This is a genomic window from Fibrobacter sp. (genome assembly GCA_017503015.1).
Classification (GTDB): Bacteria; Fibrobacterota; Fibrobacteria; order Fibrobacterales; family Fibrobacteraceae; genus Fibrobacter.
This window is the reverse complement of record JAFVTX010000014.1, coordinates 20,784-47,248: the sequence shown is the minus strand read 5'-3', so window position 1 is coordinate 47,248 and position 26,465 is coordinate 20,784. Positions and strand designations below refer to the sequence as shown.

At 53.7% G+C, this 26,465-nt stretch carries 21 protein-coding genes; 16 read left to right on the top strand and 5 right to left on the bottom strand.

The features are described from left to right. From IKB43_02935 to IKB43_02925, 3 genes are all read right to left on the bottom strand, one after another. On the bottom strand, positions 1 to 2,262 hold a 2,262-nt coding region (locus IKB43_02935), incomplete at its 3' end, for a carbohydrate-binding protein (protein ID MBR2469098.1). Between the two features lie 109 nt (positions 2,263 to 2,371). Next, entirely contained in the window at positions 2,372 to 3,610 is a 1,239-nt protein-coding gene (locus IKB43_02930; GenBank protein MBR2469097.1) for a hypothetical protein, read from the bottom strand. Between the two features lie 70 nt (positions 3,611 to 3,680). After that, the gene (locus IKB43_02925) at positions 3,681 to 4,499 is read right to left on the bottom strand and encodes a DUF4423 domain-containing protein (protein MBR2469096.1); all 819 of its coding nucleotides are present in this window, start codon (positions 4,497 to 4,499) and stop codon (positions 3,681 to 3,683) included. A 155-nt stretch (positions 4,500 to 4,654) separates the two neighbouring features. On the opposite strand from IKB43_02925, the gene IKB43_02920 reads away from it, so the two are divergent. From IKB43_02920 to IKB43_02845, 16 genes are all read left to right on the top strand, one after another. Continuing rightward, positions 4,655 to 4,978 (top strand): winged helix-turn-helix transcriptional regulator, encoded by a 324-nt coding sequence (locus IKB43_02920; protein ID MBR2469095.1) that lies wholly within the window; start codon positions 4,655 to 4,657, stop codon positions 4,976 to 4,978. 19 nt (positions 4,979 to 4,997) lie between these two features. Continuing rightward, positions 4,998 to 6,419: an SO_0444 family Cu/Zn efflux transporter gene (locus IKB43_02915; protein ID MBR2469094.1), complete on the top strand. Its 1,422-nt coding sequence runs from the start codon at positions 4,998 to 5,000 to the stop codon at positions 6,417 to 6,419. 105 nt (positions 6,420 to 6,524) lie between these two features. Then, positions 6,525 to 7,604 (top strand): ABC transporter permease subunit, encoded by a 1,080-nt coding sequence (locus IKB43_02910; GenBank protein MBR2469093.1) that lies wholly within the window; start codon positions 6,525 to 6,527, stop codon positions 7,602 to 7,604. 143 nt (positions 7,605 to 7,747) lie between these two features. Beyond that, positions 7,748 to 8,743, top strand: a complete 996-nt coding sequence (locus tag IKB43_02905; protein MBR2469092.1) for an ABC transporter ATP-binding protein — start codon at positions 7,748 to 7,750, stop codon at positions 8,741 to 8,743. A 151-nt stretch (positions 8,744 to 8,894) separates the two neighbouring features. Beyond that, on the top strand, positions 8,895 to 10,403 hold the full coding sequence (gene lysS, locus IKB43_02900) for a lysine--tRNA ligase (GenBank protein ID MBR2469091.1): 1,509 nt from the start codon (positions 8,895 to 8,897) through the stop codon (positions 10,401 to 10,403). 3 nt (positions 10,404 to 10,406) lie between these two features. Continuing rightward, positions 10,407 to 11,654 carry an FtsX-like permease family protein gene (locus IKB43_02895; GenBank protein MBR2469090.1) on the top strand — a complete coding sequence of 416 codons (1,248 nt, stop codon included), beginning with the start codon at positions 10,407 to 10,409 and terminating at the stop codon, positions 11,652 to 11,654. Beyond that, complete coding sequence (locus IKB43_02890; GenBank protein MBR2469089.1) at positions 11,647 to 12,324, top strand: ABC transporter ATP-binding protein; 678 nt, start codon at positions 11,647 to 11,649, stop codon at positions 12,322 to 12,324. Before IKB43_02895 ends, IKB43_02890 begins: the two co-directional genes overlap by 8 nt. Before the next feature lie 72 nt (positions 12,325 to 12,396). Continuing rightward, on the top strand, positions 12,397 to 14,922 hold the full coding sequence (locus tag IKB43_02885; protein MBR2469088.1) for an ATP-dependent Clp protease ATP-binding subunit: 2,526 nt from the start codon (positions 12,397 to 12,399) through the stop codon (positions 14,920 to 14,922). 164 nt (positions 14,923 to 15,086) lie between these two features. After that, on the top strand, positions 15,087 to 15,719 hold the full coding sequence (locus IKB43_02880) for a nucleoside monophosphate kinase (protein ID MBR2469087.1): 633 nt from the start codon (positions 15,087 to 15,089) through the stop codon (positions 15,717 to 15,719). A 211-nt stretch (positions 15,720 to 15,930) separates the two neighbouring features. Then, positions 15,931 to 17,475 (top strand): acyl-CoA carboxylase subunit beta, encoded by a 1,545-nt coding sequence (locus IKB43_02875; GenBank protein MBR2469086.1) that lies wholly within the window; start codon positions 15,931 to 15,933, stop codon positions 17,473 to 17,475. Positions 17,476 to 17,971: 496 nt separating this feature from the next. After that, positions 17,972 to 18,418: a PepSY-like domain-containing protein gene (locus tag IKB43_02870; GenBank protein MBR2469085.1), complete on the top strand. Its 447-nt coding sequence runs from the start codon at positions 17,972 to 17,974 to the stop codon at positions 18,416 to 18,418. Positions 18,419 to 18,606: 188 nt separating this feature from the next. After that, positions 18,607 to 20,538 (top strand): carbohydrate-binding domain-containing protein, encoded by a 1,932-nt coding sequence (locus IKB43_02865; protein ID MBR2469084.1) that lies wholly within the window; start codon positions 18,607 to 18,609, stop codon positions 20,536 to 20,538. Positions 20,539 to 20,659: 121 nt separating this feature from the next. Continuing rightward, entirely contained in the window at positions 20,660 to 21,358 is a 699-nt protein-coding gene (locus IKB43_02860; protein ID MBR2469083.1) for a tetratricopeptide repeat protein, read from the top strand. Continuing rightward, positions 21,359 to 22,489: a serine/threonine protein kinase gene (locus IKB43_02855; GenBank protein ID MBR2469082.1), complete on the top strand. Its 1,131-nt coding sequence runs from the start codon at positions 21,359 to 21,361 to the stop codon at positions 22,487 to 22,489. After that, a complete protein-coding gene (locus IKB43_02850; GenBank protein ID MBR2469081.1) occupies positions 22,489 to 23,940 on the top strand; it encodes a sigma-54-dependent Fis family transcriptional regulator in 1,452 nt (483 codons plus the stop codon). Before IKB43_02855 ends, IKB43_02850 begins: the two co-directional genes overlap by 1 nt. Before the next feature lie 50 nt (positions 23,941 to 23,990). Further along, complete coding sequence (locus tag IKB43_02845; GenBank protein ID MBR2469080.1) at positions 23,991 to 24,428, top strand: hypothetical protein; 438 nt, start codon at positions 23,991 to 23,993, stop codon at positions 24,426 to 24,428. A gap of 9 nt (positions 24,429 to 24,437) precedes the next feature. Here the strand turns inward: IKB43_02845 and murA are convergent, their stop codons facing one another. Together murA and IKB43_02835 are read right to left on the bottom strand one after the other, a co-directional pair. After that, positions 24,438 to 25,715: a UDP-N-acetylglucosamine 1-carboxyvinyltransferase gene (gene murA, locus IKB43_02840; protein ID MBR2469079.1), complete on the bottom strand. Its 1,278-nt coding sequence runs from the start codon at positions 25,713 to 25,715 to the stop codon at positions 24,438 to 24,440. A 9-nt stretch (positions 25,716 to 25,724) separates the two neighbouring features. Continuing rightward, positions 25,725 to 26,456 (bottom strand): RDD family protein, encoded by a 732-nt coding sequence (locus IKB43_02835; protein ID MBR2469078.1) that lies wholly within the window; start codon positions 26,454 to 26,456, stop codon positions 25,725 to 25,727. Positions 26,457 to 26,465 lie beyond the last annotated feature (9 nt).

Below are 26,465 nucleotides of genomic sequence, written 5' to 3'. Positions count from 1 at the left end.
GCCGTTACTACGGTTACGGATGAGGCAAATGCCGATACTGTTTTCGGAACCCTTTACAAGACCGTCTTGCCAAAGTTTTGTTGCTTCCGCAAAACTGTGGGCTGTAAATGACGCAACTTTCTTACCGTTTATGCTGAATACATCGAAATGGGTTGCCTGCGAATAGTTTATTTTTCCAGTGCTGTGCAAGGCGTCAACATAGCCGATAGGCTTTGAATCTTCGGCGTCCTTGCCGGCCTCGAAATTGATGTAGTCAATGTCCATCCAGTCTCCGGTCACGGTAAAGCGAAGGATGTGTTCGCCCGCCGGAAGTGTCACGTTTGTGGAAACCTTATTGTAATCGTCGTAGTTTTCTTCTCCGGAAGTTGCTTGCGGAACTGCAATTTCTTCGGTAATGTCGTTGCCGTCGATGGATAATTTGAAACTGGATGTGTTGTTGGCCGATGCCACTGCGGCAAACATGGTGTAATCACCAGCCTCTTTAATGTTTACGGTATATTCCAGCCATTCTCCGGCTTGGTTGTAACCGACAATGTATCCGGTTGCTTTTTTGTAGATATCTACGCCGGTACCTTCGCGGTAACTTACGCCATCGTTGCTTTCGGCTCCATGATCTTCGGAATCGTTGTCTGAGTATGAATCCAGCCCAGCGCCACGTCCCGTTCCAGGAATGTCGAAATCTTCCATCTCGATTTTTCCGGGAATCTCTATGGCCGTTCCCTTGAATGGTTTTTGTGGTTCGGGCGGTGTGGTGCCGCTACCTTCAAAGCCCCAGGCCTTGATGGCCATGGTAGAATCCTGATTGCCCTTGAACACCAAGAAGAGTTGTTCTACGATGCCTTTAAGCCCAGATACTTCGCAAGAATTTTCAACAAATGTATGCTTGTTTGCGGTTTTCTGGAGCGTGCAGGTGCCAGCCAGGGTTCCTGTAGCAGAACCTGTACGGATTTCAATCTTGTTGCCATCGGCAATGCTTGCCGCCTCTACCGTGAATCCCGTCGCGGCAGTTCCGAAGTCAACGCCAGAAACACGAATCCAGGATTCCTTGGTAGAAAGCGGAAGCAGGAATGTCTCGGCGGCCTTGCCTAGAACGAAGTTGGAACGGCTGCGAATTCCTTTCTGCTTGGAACTGGTGAGAGCCGGATACCAATCGTAGGGGTCAAAATTTTCAAGTTGTTTTGGACCTTCCTTGGTAAAAGTCAATTCTTTCATTGTTCCGTCACCGTTATAGAAGAATTCATCTACACTCACACTACGGTGGTAAGCGGGGTCTGGATTTGCTTTGCCGTCTTCGGCCGGAATTTTTTCAAGTCCGTCGTATCCATTTGCGATGCGACGGTCATGATAAACAACATACCAATGGCCTTTGAATTCTGCAATACCGTGATGGTTGTTATTGTATGAATTGATGTTTTGCCCGTTAATACTTGGGTTGCCCATAAATATTCCTTTATAGGTGTATGGACCCATAGGACTACTGGACATGCCATAGGCAATGCGCAAATCCCGCGTACTATAAGAGAGGTAGTAATTGCCCTTGTATTTATGGATATACGACGCCTCCATAGTGGCAGGCCCACCAATTGGCAGATGGGTTTTTGTACTTACATCGAAACTGTTGATTTCGGAGTTGAACTTGTAGATGTTAAAGTTGTCGCTACCGTTATCTATTGCTGGACGTTTTGGATTTGGATTCTTGTCGTTTGGAACTCCTCCGCCACCAACGGTAAAGTAAGCCGTTCCATCGTCATCGATAAAAATCGCAGGGTCAAAGCACCAGTCTAGTCCATCGCAATCGGCTATGCCACCGCCCCAGTTGTTGATGAGTTTTTTTCCTCCTGCAACAGGATTCTTATATGGTCCTTCGATATGATCAGATTCAATAAGTCCGATACCTGACCCGCCTCCATCAGGAAATACAATGTGGAATTTACCTTTATTATCTACCGCAATTCCCGACGCCCAGATATCTCCGATTCCTTCGACTTCCCTGGCATCATAAATAATGCCGAAGTCGGTCCAATTCTTCATATCTTTACTGCGAAAGGCGTAGAGAGCTTTAATGGAGTAGCCTGTTGCGTTATATGGAGCTGGGTCGTCGGAATCGGTGATGATATAGAAATATTCATCGTCGGCAGTAGCGGCTGGGTCTGCCAGGTAATGGTAACTGGAAATGGGGTTGTCCGCCAAGGCAAATGAAGTTAGCCCGGCGATAGTGAACAGCGTAGAAATCGATGTGTTGGCGAGATTTTTTACACCCATGGTGTCTCCTTGAAAATCTTTTTTCCCAACACTAAATCTAGGCTCTTAAAAGCAAAAAATGCCGCCAGAAGCGACATTTCCCGTGGACAAATTATCAATATTAGTGTATCTAATTTTTAACGGACGAAGTCTTCGGCGTGAAGCTTTCTAGACCGAAAACTTCGATGTCGTCAATCCAGAATTCTCCGCCTTTTCCGCCAAAGATAGAGAGGTTGGTAACCTTGTCCTTGACAGCATCCCAGCCGATATTTCCGCCGGTATTGTTGCTGTCTACGGAAAGAAGGTTCGACGGGGTTACCGTGTAACGGGTCCATTCCTCGGTAAGGGGGATATGCATCCAGGATTTACCACTCTGGATATCGGCGGTGGTGTCGGATTCAATAATGTCGAAGGAGAAGGAAACGTAGTTCTCGACAGTTCCCTTTGCCCAGAAAACAATGGAGTCTAGCTCACTCATGTCGACGGCACCACCCAAGTAACGTCCCATCAGGGTCCAGTTGTATAGGGAGTCGTTTTGACACATGAAATGGGCCACATGGCCTTTGCGGTCGCTTAAGGTGTCGGTGATTTCGAGGCTTCCGCTAGCGTATTTTGAGAAAGCGGTGTACCAATCCTTGATTTCTCCATTCTCAAGGGCGTTTTCAAAATCATCGAACATAAAGTGTATAAGCGTGTCCGTAGGAATTGTGTCCGTGTCGGCGGTATCCGCGGCTACGGTGTCTTTAGAAACGGTATCTTTTGGGGGAGCCGTTTTGTCGACCAAGGCTACAGATCCAGAACCACCGCAGCCTACGCAAAATTCTTCCTCTGTAAGAATCTGGGAAACGGTGGCCCCCGAGCTATTGGTTTGCGAGTGGACTAGCACGAATTCGAACAAGCCTTCGGGGAGTGACTCGAAGGAAAAATTGCCCTGGGAGTCTACGGGAACCTTGTATTCCAGACCGCGAATCATGACCCAGGCGGGGTATTTGTCCGTGTAGGCCTTGCCTTCAAAAGATGCGGGAATGTCTGTTTGTACAGTCACTACCTTGCCGGAGTCATTATCGACTTGAGTGATTTCGAAAGTGGTAGCTCCCTTTTGTTCCTGCTCATCTTGGAGACCGCGAACTTCTACGATGTAATTGCCTCTGGGCAGGGAATCCAATTCCAAAATTCCGTTTTCGCCGGTCTGAGGATGCTGGGTAGAATTCAGATCAGCATCGTCTGCGAAGTACTTTGAATCATGGATGATGACGTACGCCTTGGAGGCGTTCTCCCCATTGGCCAATTTTACATGGAAGGCTATGGAGTTTTCAGTCTCAAGAGAAGAGCCAGCAACGTCGTTATTGTTGGAACAAGCGACTAGCATTGCCAGTGCAGAAAATCCTATGTATTTTACCCAAATCATCTTCGTCCTGTAACCCTTAATATACTTTATTTTATTTGTTTTTGTGGGCTACAGGGAAAAATGCCATAGAAAGTTGCATTACCCTGTCGGGATTTTTGGCTCCATCCACCCTTTTTTGAACAAGACGGCGGAATTCCTTGAGCATGTCCCCCAAGTCGTCGAAGCAGGCCTGATCTACGGAAAGGGTCAAGGTGGAAATATTCCGTTCTTCGACGGGGGTGTTTTCCAGAGAATCTGCAGCAAGTCCTAGAATCTGACGCTGGAACTTGCGGACGGCGATTTTCTTTTCTGGGCCGCCGACGGTCAGGTGGGCGTCGGTCAGGGCCAGTTTACCGGAGGCCATTTTCTTGACAAGCCCAACTTCTAGCAGGGTGTCGATGGCCTCTTTGGCCTGTTCTTCGGTAATAGGCGGGCAAATGTCCTTGGCGATTTGCTTCAGGTTTACCGTACCGCCGTTCAGTTCCAGGTAGGCGCGCACGGCAGGAATCCACCAGTTTTCCAAAAGTTTCAATTCGGCCTGTTGCAGGCTATGGAGGTGTACGTCACGGAGGGAGAGGGCCTTGGCCATCAGCTCTTCCCGTTTGTTCTTGTCTTTGGTGACGGCTGCAGAATAAAGTAACTCAAAATACTCCGCCTGCCTGCCAGAAAGGGCGAGAATGTCCTTGGCGGCGGGGAGGGCATGGGCGGGGAGGTGCTGTTTTTTCTGGAGCACGCGATAAAGGTAGCTGGAATCTAGTCCCAGCTTGTCGCCCATCATGCGGTAACTATACAAAGGCATCTCCGCCTTCCTGCGGTCGTAATACTCCTTCAGGAAGTCGCGGTAGTCCTGTGTGTCAGAAAACTCAATCATTTTATCCAAAAATACCTTTATAAATTGCCCTAAAATGAAAAAAAACGCCAATTTGCATGGATAAATTGTCCATAAAGGCTGTTGAGAACGTGATGGAAATCACAAAGCGGGTGGGTACCTTGCCAAAACAGATGAATGTTTCTATATATGAAAATATGAATGATTGTTCATATAATGACAAACCGCTTTCATTGGATACCCTTTTTGAGCTGTCCGAATTCTTCAAGTTTTTTGGGGATACCACCCGTATCCGCATTATCGAGATTCTCCTTTCGGGGGAGATTTCGGTAAACGAGATAGCGGAAAAACTGCAACTGGGGCAGTCGGCGGTAAGCCATCAGCTCCGGATCCTGAGAACGGCAGGTCTTGTGAAACCCCGTAGGGTAGGGCGCACCGTTTTCTACGCCCTGGATGACGAACATATCGGCCTGATTTTCAATACGGGCCTTGCACACATTATGCACAAGAAGGGAGTGTAAAATGCCTGACTTTGTCGAAATAGTCGAGAGGTTCTTTTGGCAATTTGTAACGCTTTTTTCAGAGATGGCTCCGTTTTTACTGCTGGGCTTTCTGCTGGCGGGAATCCTCCATGTGTGGGTGCCGAACCACCTGTACGTGCCGAAAATTTCCAAGCCGAATTTCAAGTCGGTGCTTTGGTCGGCCCTGTTCGGTGTGCCGCTTCCTATATGCAGTTGCGGCGTTATCCCGACTTCTATCGCACTTCGGCGGGAAGGGGCCAGCAAGGGGGCTAGCGTTAGTTTCTTGATTTCGACTCCGGCTACGGGCGTGGATTCCATTTTGGCGACCTATTCGCTTTTAGGCGGGCCTTTTGCGGTGCTACGCCCCATAGCAGCCTTTGTGACGGCTATGCTTGGCGGTGTGTTCACGAATTTGGTGACCAAAAATGAGCCGGAAACAGGTGTTGCGGTCGTCGGAGAATCTCTTGAGCATGAACACCACGGTCATGGGCATTGCGACTGTGAAGAGGGCCGTTGCTCTTGCGGGCACGAAGCTCCTGACCATCATGAAAAGGCGCCTTTTGCGCAAAAGGTCAAAGGGACTTTTGAATACGGCTTTGTGAACATGATTGGGGACGTGAGCAAGTGGCTGGTTATTGGCCTGTTGCTGGGGGCGTTGATTGCGGCCTTTGTGCCCGACGACTTTTTCTTGTTCTTGCACGAATACCCGCTGCTTTGCATGCTGGTGGTGTTGGTGCTTGCCATGCCCATGTACACCTGTGCCACGGGTTCCATTCCGCTGGCCTTGGCGCTAGTGGCTAAAGGCATTACCCCGGGGGCTGCCCTGGTGCTGTTGATGGCGGGGCCTGCCACAAGTATAGCCAGTATGCTGGTGGTGGGAAAGGCCTTCGGCAGGCGTACCCTTTTTGCATACCTGGCCTCCATCGCGTTTGGAGCGCTGTTCTTTGGGGTTATCGTAGATACGTTCTTTATGGATACGTTCCTGGCTTCCATGTTGCCCCATGGCTCCGCGGAATGCCACGGGCATGGGGCCCTGGGCGTATTCGATTACGCCTGCGCGATGCTTTTGGCGGCGCTCATGATTTATGCGAAGTTTGCCCACAAGGGGTGTGGTTGCCATGGCGGTTGTTGCGAATGCGGGCACGAGCATGAGTGCGGTTGCGATGAGCACGACCACTGCGATTGCGGATGCGGTCATTGCGATGGTGATGAACACGAGGAACCCGTCGAGTGCGTTTATCGGGTTTTGGGCATGAGTTGTAGCCACTGCAAGGCCTGTGTGGAGAAGGCAGCCCGGCTATTAGACGGTGTGGAATCCGCTGTCGCCGACGTGGCCCGCAAGGAACTCCGTGTGGAATGGCACGACGAGCACGATGTGGACGAGTCTGCCCTGAAAAAGGCTATCGAAGACGCCGGATTCGAATTCGGCGGCCGAGTTTGAGCAGCCAGTCTTAAACCGTCTTGACTGCCAACCCCCGATTGTCATGCCCGCCTTGTGCGGGCTTCTCCTTTTCTTCCTGCAATAAAAATTATATTATCCCTTGTCATGCACATCCGTATTACCACAGAGACCAAGAACCGCCTGCTCCGCTTTTACAGGAACAAGCGGGCCTTCGTGTCGCTGGTGGTGCTGGTGGTGGCCTACCTTCTTTCGCTGACAAGCCCCTGGACGGTAAACGACGAACCGCTGTACCTGAAGTATAACGGCAAGAGCTATTTTCCGGCCTTTGTGCGTTACAGCGAACAGGAATTTGGCGGCGACTACCAGACCGAAGCGGATTACGGCAAGCTTTTTGCCGACGTTCGTGAATGCGAAGAAGAATCGGCGGAAGGCTATACAAAGGCTGGTGGCTGTCCCGAGATGTGGGCCCTGATGCCGCCCATTGCCCACGATCCTTTGAAGGCGGACTTGACTGAAGAAGGCGCTCCGCCATTTGCCCCCAGTTCTCGCCATTGGCTTGGTACCGACAGTAACGGTCGCGATGTGCTTGCCCGCCTGATTCACGGATTCCGTATTTGTATTTCGTTCAGTCTGTTTCTCACTATTCTTGGGACTTTCCTCGGCATTGTCATCGGCGGTATCCAGGGGTATCTGGGCAAGTTCTGGGATACGGGAATGCAGCGCATAATCGAAATCTGGTCGTCGCTCCCCATGCTCTACATTGTGATTTTGATCGGGAGCATTTATGGCCGCAGTTTCTGGTTGTTGATTGTGATTATGGCGGCTTTCAACTGGATTTCATTAAGCTATTACATGCGCGGCGAATTTCTGAAGCTCCGCAATATGACCTATGTGCAGTCGGCAAAGGTCTTGGGCCTTGGGCACAGGCATATCTTTTTCAAGGAAATTCTGCCAAACGCATTGACCCCTGTGGTGACGCTTTTCCCCTTTACCTTGATTGGCGGTATCGGGAGCCTGACATCCCTTGATTTTTTGGGCTTTGGGCTGCAACCGCCTACGCCCAGCTGGGGCGAACTCATGAGCCAGGGGCTGAACAACCTTTATGCGCCGTGGATATCTGTAAGCACCGTCGCTGCACTTTTCATTACGCTGTTGCTCACCACATTTGTTGGCGAGGGCGTCCGGGATGCTATGGATCCGAAGTCGGGAGACCGGTATGAATAATGAGAATCGACTGAAGGATCCATGCCAAGCGAAAACGGCTCGTATTAACGAGCCGTGGAAGCGCGGAGCAATCGACTACAGGAGTGTTTTTTTCATTGAGTCGATTGCGGAGTCTCATAAAGATCCTAAATCAGGAGACCGGTATGAATGAGCGGGTGCTTGAAGTAAAAGATTTATCCGTCGCATTCGGCCATCACAAGAATGGTGAACCGGCGGCAAAACCCGTCCAGGTGACAGACCGGATCAGCTTTTATATTGACGACGGTGAATTTTTTGCTTTGGTGGGGGAGTCCGGTTGCGGCAAGAGTGTTACCGCCATGGCCATTTTGCGGCTCTTGCCCACACCTTCGGCGAAGGTGGTCGGAGGTTCTGTGCTGTTGCGTCGTGATGGCGGTGAAACGGTTGACCTGACTAAAATTTCCCTGAAGGAGATGCAGCGGGTTCGCGGTTCCGAAATATCCTGTATTTTTCAGGAGCCCATGCAGGCCTTGAATCCGGTACTGACTATCAAGAAACAGCTCCTGGAAGTGTTCAAGTTCTGCGAAAGGAAGTGCACCGATCCCATGTCCGAAATCCGGGACATGCTTACTCTAGCGGGCTTCAAGGACATTGACCGCGTGCTGGATTCATACCCTCACGAGCTTTCGGGCGGCATGCTCCAGCGTATCTGCATTGTGATGGCGCTACTCCCGAAACCCAAGCTGATTATCGCCGACGAACCTACTACGGCCCTGGATGTGACCGTCCAGGCACAGGTTCTTGCGGTACTGAAGGACTTGGCCAAAACTACGGGGACTGCAGTGCTCCTGATTACCCACAACATGGGAATTGTTTCTCAGTATGCAGAACGAATGGCTGTGATGTATGCCGGCCGTGTTGTTGAGATAGGGGCCACTAACGAGGTTATCTCTTCGCCTATGCACCCCTATACCCGAGGGCTCCTCTCGGCCATTCCCGAGAGCCACGAAGATCTTGGAACCCTGCGCTCTATTCCGGGCCAAGTGCCCCATGCCAGGGATTTTGTACAGGGCTGCCGCTTTGCGGACCGCTGTGAATTGTGTGACAGGCCTTGCCTAACGGCTGAAGTCCCGCCTTGCGTCAAGGTCGGCACCCACGAAGCCTACTGTTTCAAGATTTAATTTCCCCTTAAACTGTTGTTTCCGCGAAGGCGGGAATCTTCTATTTTTGAAGGGTTTATACCCTAATAAAAGGGAGATGCCCGACTGAATCGGGCATGACGTAGAGATGAAATTTCTAAATTTTCGCCGTAAAAATTTAAAGGATCCTATTATGGCAATGCAAGACATGAATGACCAGGTGCAGGCTCGCCTCGCGAAGCTTGCGAAGTTCAAGGAAATGGGTGTGGAGGCTTATCCGCACAAGTTCAACCGTACGCACGATTCCAAGGTTTTGAAAGAAAACAAGGCTGCCCTGATGGCGTCTGGTGAAGAAGTTGCTTTTGCTGGCCGCGTGGTTCGCTTCAACCGTAAGGGAAAGATGTGCTTTATGCACCTGAAGGATCGCTATGGCCGCTTGCAGGTGGTGGTGGCCCGCGACGAAGTGGGCGAGGAGAACTACGAAATCGTCAAGATGACCGACCTGGGTGACTTTATCGGCGTAAACGGTTTCATGTTCGAAACCCAGACGGGCGAATACTCCGTGCACGTGAAGAAGGTGACCATGCTCAGTAAGGCTGTGCGCCCGCTTCCGGTGGCTAAGGAAAAGGTGGACGAGAACGGCAACAAGGTGGTGTTCAACGAGTTTGCCGACGTGGATACCCGCTACCGTCAGCGTTACATCGACATGGCCCTGAACGATGATGTGAAGGACGTGTTCATCAAGCGTTTCAAGATTCTGCAGGCTATCCGCGAATACCTCATTGAAAAGGGATTCATTGAAGTCGAAACTCCGACGCTCCAGCCGATTTACGGCGGCGCAAACGCCCGTCCGTTCACCACGCACCACAACGCTTGCGACATGACGCTCTACCTGCGGGTGGCTCCGGAACTTTACCTGAAGCGCTGCATCGTGGGCGGTATGGAAAAGGTGTTCGAGTTCAGCAAGAACTTCCGCAACGAAGGCATGGACCGTACCCACAGCCCGGAATTCACCGGCCTCGAATTCTACGAAGCCTACGCCGACTACAACGACATGATGGTCCACTTCGAAAACATCTACGAACGCGCCTGCATTGCGGCCAACGGCACCACCAAGATTGACTACCAGGGGAAGGTTATCGATTTTAAGGCCCCGTGGCCCCGCTACAGCATGATTGAAGCCATCGAAAAGTTCGGCGGCCTCAAAGTCAATGACATGAGCGACGACGAAATCAAGGCCAAGATGGAAGAACTGGGCGGCCACCTGGACGGCGAATTCAGCCGCGGCCGCGGAATCCTCGAACTGTTCGAGCTTACCGTGGAAGACAAGCTCATTCAGCCGACCTTCATCAAGGACATGCCCACCGAAAGCACCCCGCTTTGCAAGAAGCACCGCACCATCGAAGGGCTTATCGAACAGTTCGAGCCCTACGCTAACGGATGGGAACTGGGCAACGCCTATACCGAACTGAACGACCCCATCCGTCAGCGTGAGCTCCTGGAAGACCAGGTGCGCCGCGGCCGCGGTGGCGAAGGTGAAACGCACCCGATGGATGAAAACTTCATGCACGCTATCGAATCTGGCCTGCCTCCTACGGGCGGCGTTGGCTTCGGCATCGACCGCATGGTCATGCTCCTCACCAACCAGCAGACCATCCGCGACGTGCAGCTGTTCCCCTTAATGAAACCGGAAACCTGCTAATCCATGAATAAGTTGGAATGGCTCATCGCCTGGCGTTACCTGGGGGCTCAACGGAAGAGCCTGTTTGTATCGCTTATCGGCATTTTCAGTATGCTGGGGGTGAGTATCGGCGTGTTTGCGCTGGTGGTGGCCCTCGCTGCGGTGAACGGTTTCGAAGAAGAAGTCACAGCTCAGATGATCGGGAAGGACGCCCACTTTGAACTGATGGCCTACAACGGTGAGCCCGTTACCGCCTACGATAGCCTTATCAACGAAGTCAAGACTCGGGATTCTTCTGTGGTAGCCGCCTCTCCCTTTATCATCTACAAGGTGGGAATCAGCTCCAAGAAGGTGAATGACGGTATCGTGATTTACGGTATCGACCCGGAAACGGCGAAGAATGTCACCGACATCCACAAGTACATCAAGTGGGGAACCTACTCCGTCGATAGCCTGGAAGACATGGGCGGTACCCGCCGTCCGGGAGTGATTCTCGGGTCGGGTCTGGCCAACCGCCTCCGTGTGGTGGTGGGCGACAAGCTGGTGCTCCAGACTTTCCAGAGCCCGGACGAGATGATGACCGCCGGCGGCCCCAAGATGATGATGTGCGTGGTCAGCGGCATTTTCGAGACCGGCACCTACGAATACGACGGAAACCTGGCCTATGTGGGAATTCCCGAACTCCAGAAACTCCTCGCCATGGGAGATGCGGTGACGGGCATCCAGTTCCGCATCACGGACCACTGGAAGGCAGGGGAGGCCATCGACAAGGTTTCGGAGTGGCTGACATACCCTTACTACGTTATCGACTGGAAAACCAAGAACATTACCCTCCTCAAGTGGATGAACTACGAAAAGTTCATCGTGGCGGCGGTGATTTGCCTCATTATCTTGGTGGCGGCATTCAATATCATCAGTTCCCTCATCATGGTGGTCATCGACAAGACCAAGGAAATCGGTATCCTCCGCAGCATGGGCCTCAGCAAGGCTGGAATCATGCGGGTGTTCATGCTCATGGGCAGTTTCATTGGCGTGGGCGGCACCATCGTGGGCGGCACCATCGGCATTGTGCTTTGCAAACTGCAAGAGGCTTACCACTTTATCAAGCTCCCTGGCGACGTTTACGTAATTCCCTACTTCCCGATTTCGGTGCACCTGATAGATGTGGTCTTGATTTTTGTAATAGGCATTGCCCTCTGCGTTCTGGCGACGATTTTGCCCGCCTGGAAGGCAAGCAGGCTTGACCCCGTGGGAGCGATTAGACATGAGTAGTTTGTTACAGACAGTCGACCTCCGGCGGGTGTTCTCCGAGACGGGTGAAGAACTCGAAATTCTCAAGGGTGTAAACTTTTCCATGGAAGCGGGGGAGCTGGTGGCTCTCACCGGTTCTTCGGGGTCGGGCAAGTCCACCTTCCTGAACCTGGTGGGCATGCTGGACACGCCCACTTCCGGTGAAATCCTTTTCAAGGGCAAGCCCCTTTCCAAGTTCAGCAGCCAGGAGCGGGACATGTACCACCGGGTACAGGTAGGGTTCGTGTTCCAGTTCCACCATCTGCTCAGTGAATTTACGGCCATCGAAAACGTCTGCGTTCCGGGCCGCATCTTGGGAACTTCCGAGGCGGAATGCAAGGAGCGTGCCGCCATGCTTTTGGAGACGGTGGGTCTCAAGGACCGCCTCAAGCATCTGCCGCGTGAATTGAGCGGTGGCGAGCGCCAGCGGGTGGCCATCGCCCGTGCCCTCATGAACCATCCGGATTTGGTGCTGGCCGACGAACCCAGCGGCAACCTGGACGAGGCCAATTCCCAGATGCTCAACGAGCTGATTGGCGAACTGAACGAAAAGTTCAATCAGGCCTTCCTCATCGTGACCCACGACGAAAAATTGGCGAGTTTCGCCAAACGCAGGGTCGTGATGCACGGCGGCATTATTCAGGGCGCTTGAAATTAGAGTTTCCTGGCCAGTTCTGGCTTATTTTTAGTAATTTCTTGTAGAATGAGAATTAGGTGAAAGTATATGTCTGAGAATAACGGTATTTTTTCTGCAAAGGCAAAGGCGGTCCTCCAGGCGGCCCGTATGGCGGCCCGTAACCTGGGAAGCGACAGCATTACGGTGGAACACCTTCTTTTGGGGCTTGTCCGCGAAGATTCTGGCTATGCCTCCGAGACCCTGAAGGCACTGAAGGTGAACCTTGCGGAACTGGGGGAGGTTGTCCAGCGGGCCCTCACCAACGATGGCGGCCTCATGACCATCGGCGGCGATAACCGCGGAGGCCTTTTGGCCTTTACCGCCCGCACCAAGGCGGTCATGTTCAACGCCGCAAAGATTGCAAAAGAAGAAGGCGACCAGTATATCGGTCCCGAACACTTGATGCTTGCTATCCTGCAGCAGAGCGATTCTCCGGCGGCGGCCACCCTTTCCACCTATAACGTGACCTTTGAGAGCTTTCAGCAGGCCCTGGACCAGCTCAAGCGGGGCAGTGCCGACGACCAGCCCGACGAACCCATTTCTAGCCCGAGACAGGGCGGCCCTCAGGGGCGTCCCGGCTCCAAGTCCAAGACGCCAATCCTGGACCATTTCGGCCGTGACCTGACGGCCCTGGCCCGCCAAGGCAAGCTGGACCCCATCATCGGCCGCGAGCAGGAAATCGAACGGCTTATCCAGATCCTCTGCCGCCGCAAGAAGAACAATCCCGCCCTTATCGGCGAGCCTGGCGTAGGCAAGACCGCCATTGTGGAGGGCCTGGCCCAGAAGATTGTGCAGAAGAAGATTCCCGAACTCCTCATGAACAAGCGGGTGGTGACTTTGGACGTTGCCGCCATGGTGGCGGGTACCAAGTACCGCGGCCAGTTCGAGGAACGTGTCAAGGGGCTTATCATGGAACTCCAGCGTGTGGACAGTTCCGTTATCCTCTTTATCGACGAACTTCACACCATCGTAGGCGCGGGCGGCTCCGAAGGCAGCCTGGACGCCTCCAACATTTTCAAGCCGGCCCTGGCCCGAGGCGAGCTCCAGTGCATCGGTGCTACCACCATTGACGAATACCGCAAGTATATCGAGAAGGACGCGGCCCTGGAACGCCGTTTCCAGACCATCGTGGTGAACCCGCCCAACGCCGAAGATTCTATTCTGATTCTGGACGGGCTCCGTGCCAAGTACGAAGCCCACCACAAGGTCCGTTACACACCTGACGCCGTCCGTGCGGCGGTCCTGTTGGCGGAACGCTACATCAGCGAACGTTTCTTGCCCGACAAGGCCATCGACGTGCTGGACGAAACCGGTGCTCGCGTGCGTCTCGATTCCATCTGCATCCCCCAGGACCTGAAGGACCTGGAAGACGAACTGGCAGAAACCAAGCGGCAGCTGGACGACGCCGTGGCCAACCAGAATTTCGAGACGGCCGCCTCCCTCAGGGACAAGACCGAAGAACTGGAAAAGCAGGTGATGGAACGTCGCGACGCCCTGTCTGCCGACAAGGAATCCGAAGCCATTCCCGTGGTGGACGAGAACGCCATTCGTGACTGCATCAGCAAGATGACGGGCATTCCCGTAAGCCGCCTCGCCGGCGAAGAAGCCAAGAAACTTTTGCACCTGGGCGACGAAATCAAGGAGCGTGTCATCGGTCAGGACCAGGCGGTGGACGCCGTGGTCAAGGCAATACGTCGCACCCGTGCAGGCATCCGCGACACCAAGCGCCCCATGGGGAGCTTCCTGTTCCTGGGTCCCACCGGCGTAGGCAAGACGGAACTTGCGAAGGTGCTTAGCCTTTCCCTCTTCGGTAGTGAAGATTCCATGATCCGTATCGACATGAGCGAATACATGGAAAAGCACAGTATTAGCCGCCTCATCGGAGCGCCTCCGGGATACGTGGGCTTCGAGGAAAGCGGCGGCCAGCTCAGCGAAAAGGTCCGCAAGCGCCCCTACAGCGTGGTGCTTCTGGACGAAATCGAGAAGGCCCACTCCGACATCTACAACCTGCTTTTGCAGATTCTGGACGATGGTATTCTGACCGACAGCTACGGCCGAAAGATCAACTTCAAGAACACCATCATCATCATGACCAGCAACGCCGGCGCCCGCGAGGTGCGGCACAGCTCCGGCATGGGATTCACCAAGATGGGGGAGACCGACGACTACGAGCGCATGGAAACCGCCATCCGCGAAGAGGTAAAGCGCGTCTTCTCGCCGGAGTTCCTGAACCGTATCGACGAGCAGATCGTGTTCCGACCGCTGTCCAAGGCAGACCTGGTGTCCGTGGTGGATATCCAGCTTTCCTTCTTGCAGAAGAACCTCTCCGAAAGGGGAATCTTGCTGGAGGTGACCCAGGAGGCCAAGGAATTCATCGTGAACCACAACTACGATTCCGCCCTGGGGGCCCGCCCCATCCGCCGCACCATCCAGAACCTGGTGGAAGACGAAATCGCCGAAGGCCTCCTTCTCGAGACCATGACGGACTTTTCCACCATCACCATCGGTGTCAAGGACGGGAAGCTCTCCTTCGCCTGCGAAAAGATTCCCGAAGATGGCACGAATTCCGGCTAGAATTTGGCACGGGTCTTGCATTTAACAGAAAATCCGTGGACTTTCCACGGAATTTTCTTTTTTGCCCTTTAGCAAGCGGAAAGTAATAAAATCAACATCTTGCAGGCACTGCCATTTTCTATCTTTTGGGCCGAAATTTAACAATCAACCCAAGAGGTTCAACAATGGCTAAAATTCCTGCAGTTCTCATCTTTGGCGCACCGGGTTCCGGCAAGGGCACCGTCGGCGCAAAGCTCGCTGCTACCACCGCCCTCAAGCACATCTCCACGGGCGACATCTTCCGCGGCATCGCTCCTTCCAGCGAATCCGGCAAGCTTCTCGCTTCTTACTCCAGCAAGGGCCTCTTGGTTCCCGACGAAGCTACTGTGGAAATCTTCGGCCGCTTCATCGAAGGCCTGGTGAACACCAACAAGGTGAACCCCGACAAGGATACCCTCCTCCTCGACGGCATTCCCCGCACTGTCGCCCAGGTCAAGCTCATCGAATCCGTGGTTGACGTGAAGCACATCTTTGTGCTGGACATCAAGGACGAAAAGACCATCGTGGCCCGCCTCCTGAACCGCGCGAAAATCGAAGGCCGCAAGGACGACGCCGACGAAGCCGTCATCAAGAACCGCCTCAAGGTCTACAAGGAATCCACCGCCAAGGTGCTGGGCAAGTACAGCAAGTCCATCATCAGCCGCATTAACGGCGACAACACCCCCGACGAAGTGTTCTGCGACACCCTCGCCGCCTACGTGAAGTTCTGCAAGGCTTCCGCAAAGAAGGCCCCTGCGAAGAAGGCCAAGAAGAAGTAATCCAAGGGTGGGGGAGGAATCCCCCTCGCTCCTGCGACTTGTCATCCCCGCGAAGGCGGGGATCTCCTAGCCGCATCCGCTACCCCCTCTCCTAGGGCTCTGCCCTAAAACCCGAATCTCGGGAACCTGCGTCATCCTGAGCCCTGCAAGGGCGAAGGATCCAGGTCCGATAGGATTTAAAATTTTTTAACCGCATAAGGAAGTGTAACACATGTGGGACCAAAAGTATATCAAGGAACTGGAAAACCGTAACGCTGTCCGCGACGCTGCCGGCGGCGAAGCCCGTGTGGCCCGTCAGCACGAACAGGGCAAGATGACCGCCCGCGAGCGCGTCGAATACCTGTTCGACAAGGGCACCTTCGTAGAGATCGGTGCTTTCCAGCAGTCCGAAGCCGCCTACCTGCCCGAAAAGAAACGCCTTCCGGGAGACGGCGTGGTGACCGGCTACGGCAAGATCAATGGCCGTCTGGTCTATGCCAGTTCCCAGGATTTCACCGTGAACGGCGGAACCCTCGGTGCCGTTCATGCCCAGAAGATTTGCCACGCCATGGATCTGGCGGTCAAGTCCCGCGCTCCTTTTATTTGCATCAATGACGGCGGTGGAGCCCGTATCGAAGAAGGCGTCCACGCTCTCGACGGCTATGCCGAAATTTTCAAGCGCAACACTCATGCCTCTGGCCTCATTCCCCAGATTTCCGTGGTGCTCGGCCCCTGCGCAGGCGGTGCCTGCTATTCTCCGGCCATTACCGACTTCATCTTCATGGTGGAAAACACCGCCCAGATGTTCATCACGGGCCCGGGCGTGGTAAAGGCCGTTACCGGCGAACAGATTTCCGCCATGGACCTTGGCGGTGCCCAGGTCCACAAGGCCACCTCCGGCGTGGTGCATTTCGCCTATAGCGACGACAAGTCCTGCCTGGACGGAGTCCGCAAGCTCCTGGGATACTTGCCCCAGAGCGCTTTCGAGCGTAGCCCGGTCACCAAGTTCAACTACAAGGACCGTTCCTCCCAGATTCAGGACCTGGTTCCCGAAAATGCAAAGCGTGTCTTTGACGTGCGCCAGCCCATCTCTATCCTGGTGGACGAAGACAGTTTCTTCGAAGTCCAGCCCGATTTCGCGAAGAACGTGGTGGTAGGCTTTGCCCGCATCGAGGGTAAGGCCGTGGGTGTTGTGGCCAGCCAGCCCCAGTACCTGGCAGGCACCTTGGATATCGACGCCAGCGACAAGGCTGCCCGCTTTATCCGCTTCTGTGACTGCTTCAACATTCCGCTCCTCACCATGGCCGACGTCCCGGGGTACATGCCCGGCAAAAAGCAGGAATACAACGGCATCATCCGTCACGGTGCCAAGTTGCTCTACGCCTATGCCGAAGCCACCGTCCCGAAGATTACGCTTATTATGCGCAAGGCCTTCGGCGGCGCCTACATCGCCATGGACTCCAAGCATCTGGGCTCCGACTACGTGCTGGCCTGGCCTATCGCCCAGATTGCGGTGATGGGTGCCGAAGGTGCGGTGGATATTATCCACAAGAAGGAAATCGCCGCCGCCGCCGACCCCAAGCAGGCCCGTGCGGACTTTATCGCCCAGTACGAAAACGAGCACCTGAACCCCTATATTGCGGCAAGCACGGGCTCTATCGACGAGGTGGTGTCCCCGACGGAAACCCGCGCCCGCATTATCGCGGCCTTCAACAGTCTCGAAGCCAACAATCCCATTCCCACGGAATGCAAGAAACACGGCAACGTACCGCTGTAACGGCTGCTCGGCTCATTCTTGTAGCTGAATCTCCGGAATCGCCTCGCGCTCGCCTTCGACGACTCGTCAATACGAGTCGCCTACGGCTCACGGTAATGGCTGCTCGGCTCATTCTTGTAGCTGAATCTCCGGAATCGCCTCGCGCCCACCTAAAGGTGGCCATGTACACTAAGCGCTAAAGCGCAAGTGTCCAAAGTTCGCCTTCGACGACTCGTCAATACGAGTCGCCTACGGCTCACGGGTAACGGCTGCTCGGCTTGACCGAATCTGCTAAAAGTAGGAGTAAATCCTTTTATGCCCCGCTTGACGGGGCATTTTTCTTTCCTTGTTATAGATAAATTTGTATTTTTTTTTCATGGATGTAGTATATAATCGTTTTTTAATCATTGATAAAAACTTTTGATTAAAATAATGAAAATTATATATTTGACATTATTGAATTTTTGATGTATATTATGGATGTAAACGAGAAAACACTTTAACCAAGGAGTTTATCATGTCGTACGCTAACAAGTTCGTTATGGCTATTGTTTGTGCCCTGTTCCTGTCGGTTGCCGCCTACGCCGACGACACTCCCATTGCCGTAGATCAGCTGCCCGCTGCCGTCAAGACCTTCGTGGCACAAAAGTTCCCCGCCCAGAAGATCCTCTTTGCCGAAAAGGATTCCGGATTCTTCGAAAAGACCAAGTACGAAGTCCGCCTGGATGACGGCACCAAGATTGAGCTCTTCAAGGACGGCACCTGGAACAAGGTGGAGAATAAGCAGAAGGGCGTGCCTGCAAGCTTTATTCCCAAGGGAATCGCCGACTATGTAAAGGCGAACTACGCCACGACTCCTGTCATCAAGGTGGACAAGGAACGGTACGGTTACGACGTGGAACTTGCCAATGACCTGGAACTGAAATTCAACGAACAGTTCCAGCTCGTTGGAATGGACGACTAGATTCGTCCATTTTCTGGAACCATTGGTTGCGAACGGAACAAAAAGTTCCGAATAAAAAATTCAGTTTTCTGAAAAAGGCGAAAAAACGCCCCAATTAAGCTCCTTTTCTAGATATTTTTGTAGAAAAGGAGTTTAAAATGTGTATCAAGAATCTCATTTATCCACTTTCTGTCGTATCGGTTGCCCTGATGGCGGCCTGTAGCGACAATACCACCACTTCGGCCTCAGAAGACGACGGAATCGCCACAACTGAAGAGGTGACCACCTATACCTGCAACGACGGGAGTGTTGCCAACAGCGCAGACGAATGTGCCAGCGGGGTTTCCGATTCTACGACCACGACGGTCTATGTCTGCAGCGATGGCACCCAGACTGCAAATGCAAGCGATTGTGCCGCCACCGTAGCCGGAAAATCCAGCACTTCGGGCAAATCCGCCACTTCCGGGAACGACAACGTTTACGATCCGACTTCTAGCCAGGAAGTTATCGAACAGGTGGTGGCCGAGGCGGTCACCTACCAGGAAGCCGAGGGCGATCTGAAACTCACCTTTAGCGAGTCGGGCCTTTCTGTTGAAAATGACGGAAATTCCTGCGTTACCGTGGACAACGAAAAGAAGATGGCGACCATCAGCTGCGCCGGCAATTATTACCTCTCCGGCAAGTCCAGTAATTTCCAGGTGGTGGTGGCCGCCAGCACAGAAGCCCTGGTTTACCTTTACCTGAACGGGCTGGATTTGACAAGTGCCTCCGAAGCCCCCTTCTATGTGCAGAGTGCCGAAAAGGTGTTCTTTATGCTGGTGGACGGCACAGAAAACAAGCTGGCCGACGCTTCTACCCGCACCACCATTTGGAAATACACCAAGAACGGTTCTGCCAAGGAAGACACCACTTCGGCTACCATCTATGCCAAGGACGACATCACCTTCAAGGGTAACGGAAAACTGACGGTGACCGGCAATTACAACAATGGCATCCATACCACCAACGACCTGCGCATCAAGGATGTGCCCACCATGAATGTGACGGCCAAGAACAACGCCATCAAGGGCAAGGGCTCCGTGGATATCGAGGGCGGTATCTACACCATCAAGGCTACAAATGGTGATGGGATCAAGAGTGACGAAGGTGAGGATGAGGGCTCTGTGACCGACAATACCAAGGGAAAGATTGTCATTACAGGTGGCGAGTTCAACATTACTGCCGGTGACGACGGTATCCAGGCTTACAACTACTTACTTCTGGCCGATTCAGTCTCTACGCCTAAGATTACGGTCAAGTCCAGTGGCAAGGGAATTGTTTCTGACAACTTGATATACATCAACGCGGGTATCGTGAACGTTACCGCAAGTGACGACGGCATCCATTCCAACATGAACGTGTATTTCAACGGTGGTGAAACTACCGTTTCCGCCGGGGATGACGGCGTGCATGCGGACTCTACCCTCATGATTAACAACGGAATTGTGAACGTGACCAAGGCGGTAGAAGGTTTTGAAGGCTGGTACATTATTGCCAAGGGCGGAAAAACTGCCGTAACCACAAGTGACGACGGTTGGAACGCTGCCGGTGGTTCTGCAGATGGCAGTACCGCAAGCGGCTCCCAGTGGGGTGGTCCCGGTGGCGGTGGAGCGGCCTCCAACTCCGTAGGCTATATCGAAATCTACGGCGGATACCATTACCTCTATGCCGCCGGTGGCGATGTGGACGTGCTGGACGCCAACGGCTCTGTCAAGATGAGCGGCGGCGTAGTGATTCTGGAACTGGGTTCCGGCGGAATGGGTGGCGGCATGAGCAGCAGGCCCGGAAGCCAGGGTGGCAGCACAAGCGGTTCCTGCTCCACCAACGGGAGCGGCGGCATTATCGATACGGATTCCGGGATTTCTGTGACGGGCGGTGTCCTGCTCGGTTTCGGGAGCCAGACCGAAAGCATGGTGAACTGCAACTCCGTCTCCTTCACGGCGGGCACGGCCTACGGCTCGAACAAGGCGGCCTTCAAGCCTAGCGTCTCGGGCAGCATGATCGTGTTCAGCAACGACGTAGGGTCCAGCGTTTCTTCTGTAGACGTAAGTTCCATGAGCACGGTGGAACTGGCCAACGGCATGACCTACTATTATAAGTGATGTCTTGAAAAGCAAACCCTATCCCCAAGCTAATGACATCACGGAAGTCCTGGAGGTTGCCCCTCCGGGACTTTTCGTGTACTCAAGGACTTTTTCGACGAATTTTTTATATATTGGTAGCATGGCTCGTAGGTCATTTGCAATAGCCGTTCTCCTTTTTTCGGCGTTTTTTCTTTTTGCCTGCAGGGGCGATACCGTTTCCCGCGGGAACGACGCCTTGCGAATAGGCGACTTTGACCGTGCCGTTGTCAATTTTTCAAAAGCGCTAGACGATAATCCCCTGGACAGGGATGCCCGCTACGGACTGGCCCTTTCGTATTACGCCATCGCCGAAGAAAAAGAGAAACTGGATGGACAGACGCTTCCGCTTTGGGAGCGCACGGTTGCCGAGTTCCGGATTCTCTGGAACGTCGATAGCACGGCTTCGATTCGCGAGGCCTATTCCAACAGTCTGTTCTACCTTTCGCGGGCGACGCTGTCCGAAAATTCCAGGGCCAACGTGCTCCCTTTGCTGGACCGCTCCATTGCGCTTGACTCCAGCAATTTCTACAGCTTCAACCTGAAGGCCCTCATCTTTGAAAACCTGGGCCGCACGGACGAAGCCAAGGACATTTACATCTATACCATCACCAGGGATTCCACCTTTGTATCGGCCTACGTGAACCTTGGGAACCTGTACTGGAACGAGGGAGACGTTCCGGCGGCCTGGGACATCTGGTCCATGGGCCTCCAGCGGGATTCGACCAGCAGGGCGCTCAGGCACTGGACCGCCGTCGCCGAAGATTCCCTCAAGTCCATGATAGAATCGGGAAAGCTGTAGATGGAATTGGTCCGTTCCTTTACATCGGCAAGCTTTATTCACCAGGGCGGCGAGGCTTGCATTTACAAGGTCCAGGGAGAGTCTTCCAGGACCTACAGCTTTAAATGGTACAATGCAGGCGTTTCTTATGACGCTTCGGTTATCGAAAAACTCCAGAAGCTGAACGTGCCTGGAGTTTACCGCATCCTGGAATCGGGAGCGGTGGAGGGGAGGCCCTACATCGTCTATGACTATGTCGATGGTGTTTCCTCGAAAGAGCTTTCCCCTATGCCCCTTGGCGTGGCCCTCCATTCCTTACGGAAAATTGTGGCGGCCCTGCAGGCCTTGCGCGGGGCGGGGATTTCCCACGGGGACATCAATCCTTCCAACGTTTTCTTTGACCGTTCAGCGTCTCCTGTACTGATGGACTTTGGAATCGTCGGGCCGGGTGCGTTGCATTATTCTGCTCCTGAGCGGTTTTCGGGAGCTGCCCCCTCCGAAAAGTCGGACCTGTTCAGCCTTGGGGCGTTGCTGTACTTCTGGGTTGCAGGAGAACCGTTGCTTGAAGGCGAAACCTTCGAAGAAATTCGCGGGGCTATGGAAAACCTGGGTCCCGAAAAAATCGGGCTTTCCCTTCTGGAAAAAATCCAGGCGAAAAAAGTCGGCCTTTCTCCCGAAGACTTGTCCCTGCTGGAACCTCTCTGGAAAGGGCTTCTACAGCCCAGTCCAGATGCCCGCCTAGAAGACCTGGAAGAGCTGGACGAACTGCTGGAAATCGCCCTAGAAAAGCATGGCGGTGTAGGGGTTCAGCTGGCCCGCGTCTTGGAAAATTTTGGCCAAAGAATTTCCGAGATTTTGCAAAAAAACGAGACAAAAACTCTCGAAAAAGCGGATTTGCCCTTCTTGAATTCGGGAATTTCTCCGAAAAAGGGCAAAAAAGGCTTTTATTTTGGGGCTTGTCTATTTATTTTGATTGTGTTGGCTCTGGTCGCCCTTGCGTTCTTTGGCAGGAGCGAAACCTCTGTAGATGAAACAGGGGCGCTCCTGATGCAAAAGACCAGGGATAGCCAGATGCAGGCCGCTCCCGATTCGGTGGAAATGCCGAACCTGGAAGGCGTGCTGGAACGATTGAAACCCGAGGAAGGTGAATGATGAATCCGGATTCCCTTGTGGCCACAGAGAAAATGCTTGACGTGGTCAAGATTCTCCTGGACGAACAGGAGCCGGATACCCTTTTCCCGAAAATACTGAATATTGCCCGCGAAGTCCTGAATGCAGACGCTGCCGTCTTGGATATTGGCGGCGAAGTCCCTCTCCATTTTTCGGACCCGGAAAAGGTCTCCATTTCTATTTCTGCGGTTCGGCACGCCAAGAGCGAGAACCGTGCCATCGTCTGGAACCAGTTGGACGACGATTCGGCAGACCTTTCCAAGTCCATTGTGCAGAACCAGCTGACAAGCATCATGGTTTCGCCTTTCCGGACTCCCGATTCCGAATCAGGGTACCTGTATTTGCAGCGGGCCGCACGTACGGAACCATTTACGGAGGCCGACAGCAAGCTGTTCGATTCCTTTGTTACGGTCTGCGAAAAGATTACCTTTGCTGCCTTTGACCGCCTGCGGGACAAGGAATCTCTGGACGTGCTCAAGAACGTGGTCCGCAAAGACGGCATCGTCTATTCGTCGAAGGTCATGGAAGACCTTGTAGCCCTGGCGGATCGTTTGGCGCCCCTGCCCCTGCCGGTCATTATCCGCGGGGAGACGGGCACGGGCAAAGAGGTCTTTGCCCGCTACCTGCACAACCACAGTCCCAGATGCGACAAGCCTTTCATTGCGGTGAATTGCGGAGCCATTCCGGAATACTTGATAGAATCCCTGCTGTTCGGGCATGCCAAGGGTTCGTTTACGGGAGCCGTCGATAACCGGAAGGGGTATTTCGAAGAAGCCGACGGTGGAACCATCTTTCTGGATGAAATCGGAGAACTGCCCCTGAACATGCAGGTGAAGCTTTTGCGGGCCCTGCAAGAAAAGCACATTACCCGCGTAGGCGACAACCGGGAAATTCCCGTGAACGTGCGGGTGATTTCTGCCACCCATGTGGACCTGGAAGAGGCCGTTAAAGAGAAAAAGTTCCGCGAAGATCTGTATTTCCGCATTCAGGTCATGCCAATCCAGGTGCCGCCTCTCCGTGAACGGGGGCAAGACGTGGTGCTCTTGGCCGAGGAATTCTTGAAACGCTACGGCGCGGAGTATGGGCGAGGCAAGTTCAAGCTCAGCCGCAATGCCGAAAAGGCCCTGCTCAGCTACCACTGGCCGGGAAACGTCCGTGAACTGGAAAATAAAATCCAGAAGGCGCTTGTCCAGGCGGTTCACGGTGTGATACAGCCGGCGGACTTGGGTCTTGAAACTATCCAGAAAGACGCGAAGGAATCGCCCAGGACGCTGAAAGAGGCGCGAGAGGCCGTTGAGCGTGAAGTCATCGGTAACGCCCTGCGGGACTCCAACGCGAACTTGACCTTGGCGGCTACCATTCTCGGCATTGACCGCAAGGTCCTGCGAGAAATCATGGAACGGCTGGGAATGAAAAAGGAAGACTTTAAGTGAGACGAGAGGTCAATATGGAACTTTGGCACGGAATTTGCAAATCTATGGGTATGAACAAGACTAAATTCATATCTACGATTCTTCTCGCGACGGCATTCTCTTTTGCCGCCGGCGAATCCTCTGCACCTGAATCTTACGTTCCGACCCCTGCCGAAAAACAGGAATTCTCCAAGGAAACCCCGGGTTTAAGCCAGCAGGAGCGTGCAGACTGGCAACGCATGCGCGAAGAACGCAAGCAGGCCAGGGAACAGATTCTTTCCAAGCTTCGCGAATCCTCGCTGTCCGAACGTAGCGAGATGCGTCAAAACGGACTGAAAAACCGTGACGAAAGGCCCCGTTTCGAAGGGGAATTCCCGAAAAACCAGCCCCGCGAAAGGGAGATGTTTGACCCCAATCGTGGAAGCGGTCGCCCTGATTTCAATGACAGGGAACCCATGGGTGACAGGCCGAATCCACCTCCCAGGGGCGGAAAGCCAATGGGCAGATAGCCCTGTAGTCTATTCCATTTCTTCGTCGTCGCTGTGGCGGATAACGGTGGCGCCCAGCTTTGCCATCTTGGCTTCGAAATCTTCGTAACCGCGGTCCAGATGGTACACGCGGCTTACTGTGCTTTCGCCATCGGCAATGAGGGCCGCAAGCACTAGGGCCGCCGTGGCCCGCAAGTCAGAGCCCATGATTTCGGTGCCTTCGAGAGGCGTGCCGCCCTTGATGGTGGCGGTGTTCCCGTTGATCTGGATATTTGCGCCCAGGCGTTCCAGTTCTGCCACATGCTTGAATCTGTCGTTGTAGACGGTGTCCTGAATCAGGCTGTTGCCGGGCACGGAGACCAGGGTGGCCATGAGGGGTGCCTGCATGTCGGTGGGGAATCCCGGGAAGGGTAGCGTCGATATGCTGATAGGCTTCAGCTCCATACCACGGGCATCTACCTGGGCCCAGTCGGGTCCTACATCCACCTTGCAGCCCATTTCACGGAAAACGTCCAGGGTAGAGGCGATGTGTTCGGGAATAATTTTGTTCACCTTGACGCAGCCACGGGTGATGGCCGCTCCGCACAGGAACGTGCCTGCCTCGATACGGTCGGGAATGGTAAAGCACTTGCCGGGGCGCAGGCTTTCTACGCCCTGCACGGTGAGGGTTCGTGTGCCGCGGCCCTGGATTTTTGCACCCATAGACACCAGAAAATCCACCAGGTTGTCAATCTCCGGTTCCAGCGCCGCATTCTGGAGCACGCTGGTGCCCTTGGCGAGGGTGGCGGCCATCAGCACGTTCACCGTGGCGCCAACGCTGGAAATGGGGAAGTTGAAGTTTCCGCCGGGGAGCCGCCCTTCGCAGGTGGCTTCCACATAGCCGCGGGTAAGGGTAATCTTTGCGCCCAGTGCCTCGAGGCCTTTCAGGTGCAAGTCCACAGGACGGGGCCCCCAGGCACATCCTCCGGGCAGCGACACGCGGCAGCGTCCAAACCTGGCCACCAGAGGCCCCAGCACGTAGAAGCTTGCGCGCATGGTCTTTACCAGTTCGTAGGGAGCTTCCAGGTGGTCTGCCTGGCGGGTGTCAATTTTTAACACATGGGCTTCACCGCTTATATGGCAGCCGATGACCCTGAGCACATCGCTCATGGTCTTCATGTCTTTCAGGTGGGGGACGTTGGTGATTTCGGAAACGCCATCGGCGAGGAGTGCTGCCGCCATCACCGCCAGCACGGCGTTTTTCGCTCCAGAAATTTCTACTTCGCCTTCCAGAGGTTTCTTTACTTGATGGACTTCAAAACGGTACATACAAATCTCCTAGTCCTTGTAAACAACGCGGGTTCGTGCAATCCAGTCGTGGAGCGCCCTGCGCTTGGGATCAATGCATACGATCAGGTAGCCGAGCCCGTACAAGGTAAGTGTAAACTGTGTAAAAATGCTCGCCATGTAGCGCACACAAGAAAGCACCCAGCTGAGTTTTTCGCCTTGGGCCGATTCAATGCGGATTTTAAGGAGCATCTTGCCCGGCGTGGCAGAAAATTTTCCGGTAAAAAAGATAAAGTAGATAGCCTGGAGGATAGAGCAAATCAGCATGAATTCCCACATTCCGGGGGCATTGAAAAGGTTATTCATGGCTTCTGCAGAGGTGGGGTCGTCAAGGAAAGCTGCCGCAAGGCCCTGGATTTTGTCCAGGTCTATGGAATGTGTTCGGCTCATGATGAACAGCACGATTCCGCCGAACAGCCCAACGATAAAGTTGTCGATGATATAGGCTACCAGCCGCACGAAAAATCCGGCGTAATGCTTTCCGGTCTGGGTCTGCTTCAAGAGCTGTTCGATGGCGTCTTGCAGGGCGTCTTCTCTGGAGGCGTGTGTTTTTGCCTCCAGGGTGTCCTTCCAGGGCTTCCAGCTTTCTTCGCCGGAATGCCAGACCAGGGTGTCGTCCGTAATCTTTTTTGCTTCTACAAAACCGAGAATCTCGTCCAGGGTATAGGGGCCCTGCCGCCTTTCACCCTCGGTGATGGATTCATCTATAAAAAACCATGACATATCCTTTAC

Excerpts from the sequence above, each read along its gene's own strand:
- IKB43_02930 (MBR2469097.1), bottom strand. The coding sequence starts at position 3,610 with ATGCTAGTCGCTTGTTCCAACAATAACGACGTTGCTGGCTCTTCTCTT.
- IKB43_02925 (MBR2469096.1), bottom strand. The coding sequence starts at position 4,499 with ATGATTGAGTTTTCTGACACACAGGACTACCGCGACTTCCTGAAGGAG.
- IKB43_02920 (MBR2469095.1), top strand. The coding sequence starts at position 4,655 with ATGAATGATTGTTCATATAATGACAAACCGCTTTCATTGGATACCCTT.
- IKB43_02910 (MBR2469093.1), top strand. The coding sequence starts at position 6,525 with ATGCACATCCGTATTACCACAGAGACCAAGAACCGCCTGCTCCGCTTT.
- IKB43_02905 (MBR2469092.1), top strand. The coding sequence starts at position 7,748 with ATGAATGAGCGGGTGCTTGAAGTAAAAGATTTATCCGTCGCATTCGGC.
- lysS (MBR2469091.1), top strand. The coding sequence starts at position 8,895 with ATGGCAATGCAAGACATGAATGACCAGGTGCAGGCTCGCCTCGCGAAG.
- IKB43_02895 (MBR2469090.1), top strand. The coding sequence starts at position 10,407 with ATGAATAAGTTGGAATGGCTCATCGCCTGGCGTTACCTGGGGGCTCAA.
- IKB43_02890 (MBR2469089.1), top strand. The coding sequence starts at position 11,647 with ATGAGTAGTTTGTTACAGACAGTCGACCTCCGGCGGGTGTTCTCCGAG.
- IKB43_02885 (MBR2469088.1), top strand. The coding sequence starts at position 12,397 with ATGTCTGAGAATAACGGTATTTTTTCTGCAAAGGCAAAGGCGGTCCTC.
- IKB43_02880 (MBR2469087.1), top strand. The coding sequence starts at position 15,087 with ATGGCTAAAATTCCTGCAGTTCTCATCTTTGGCGCACCGGGTTCCGGC.
- IKB43_02875 (MBR2469086.1), top strand. The coding sequence starts at position 15,931 with ATGTGGGACCAAAAGTATATCAAGGAACTGGAAAACCGTAACGCTGTC.
- IKB43_02870 (MBR2469085.1), top strand. The coding sequence starts at position 17,972 with ATGTCGTACGCTAACAAGTTCGTTATGGCTATTGTTTGTGCCCTGTTC.
- IKB43_02865 (MBR2469084.1), top strand. The coding sequence starts at position 18,607 with ATGGCGGCCTGTAGCGACAATACCACCACTTCGGCCTCAGAAGACGAC.
- IKB43_02860 (MBR2469083.1), top strand. The coding sequence starts at position 20,660 with ATGGCTCGTAGGTCATTTGCAATAGCCGTTCTCCTTTTTTCGGCGTTT.
- IKB43_02855 (MBR2469082.1), top strand. The coding sequence starts at position 21,359 with ATGGAATTGGTCCGTTCCTTTACATCGGCAAGCTTTATTCACCAGGGC.
- IKB43_02850 (MBR2469081.1), top strand. The coding sequence starts at position 22,489 with ATGAATCCGGATTCCCTTGTGGCCACAGAGAAAATGCTTGACGTGGTC.
- IKB43_02845 (MBR2469080.1), top strand. The coding sequence starts at position 23,991 with ATGAACAAGACTAAATTCATATCTACGATTCTTCTCGCGACGGCATTC.
- murA (MBR2469079.1), bottom strand. The coding sequence starts at position 25,715 with ATGTACCGTTTTGAAGTCCATCAAGTAAAGAAACCTCTGGAAGGCGAA.
- IKB43_02835 (MBR2469078.1), bottom strand. The coding sequence starts at position 26,456 with ATGTCATGGTTTTTTATAGATGAATCCATCACCGAGGGTGAAAGGCGG.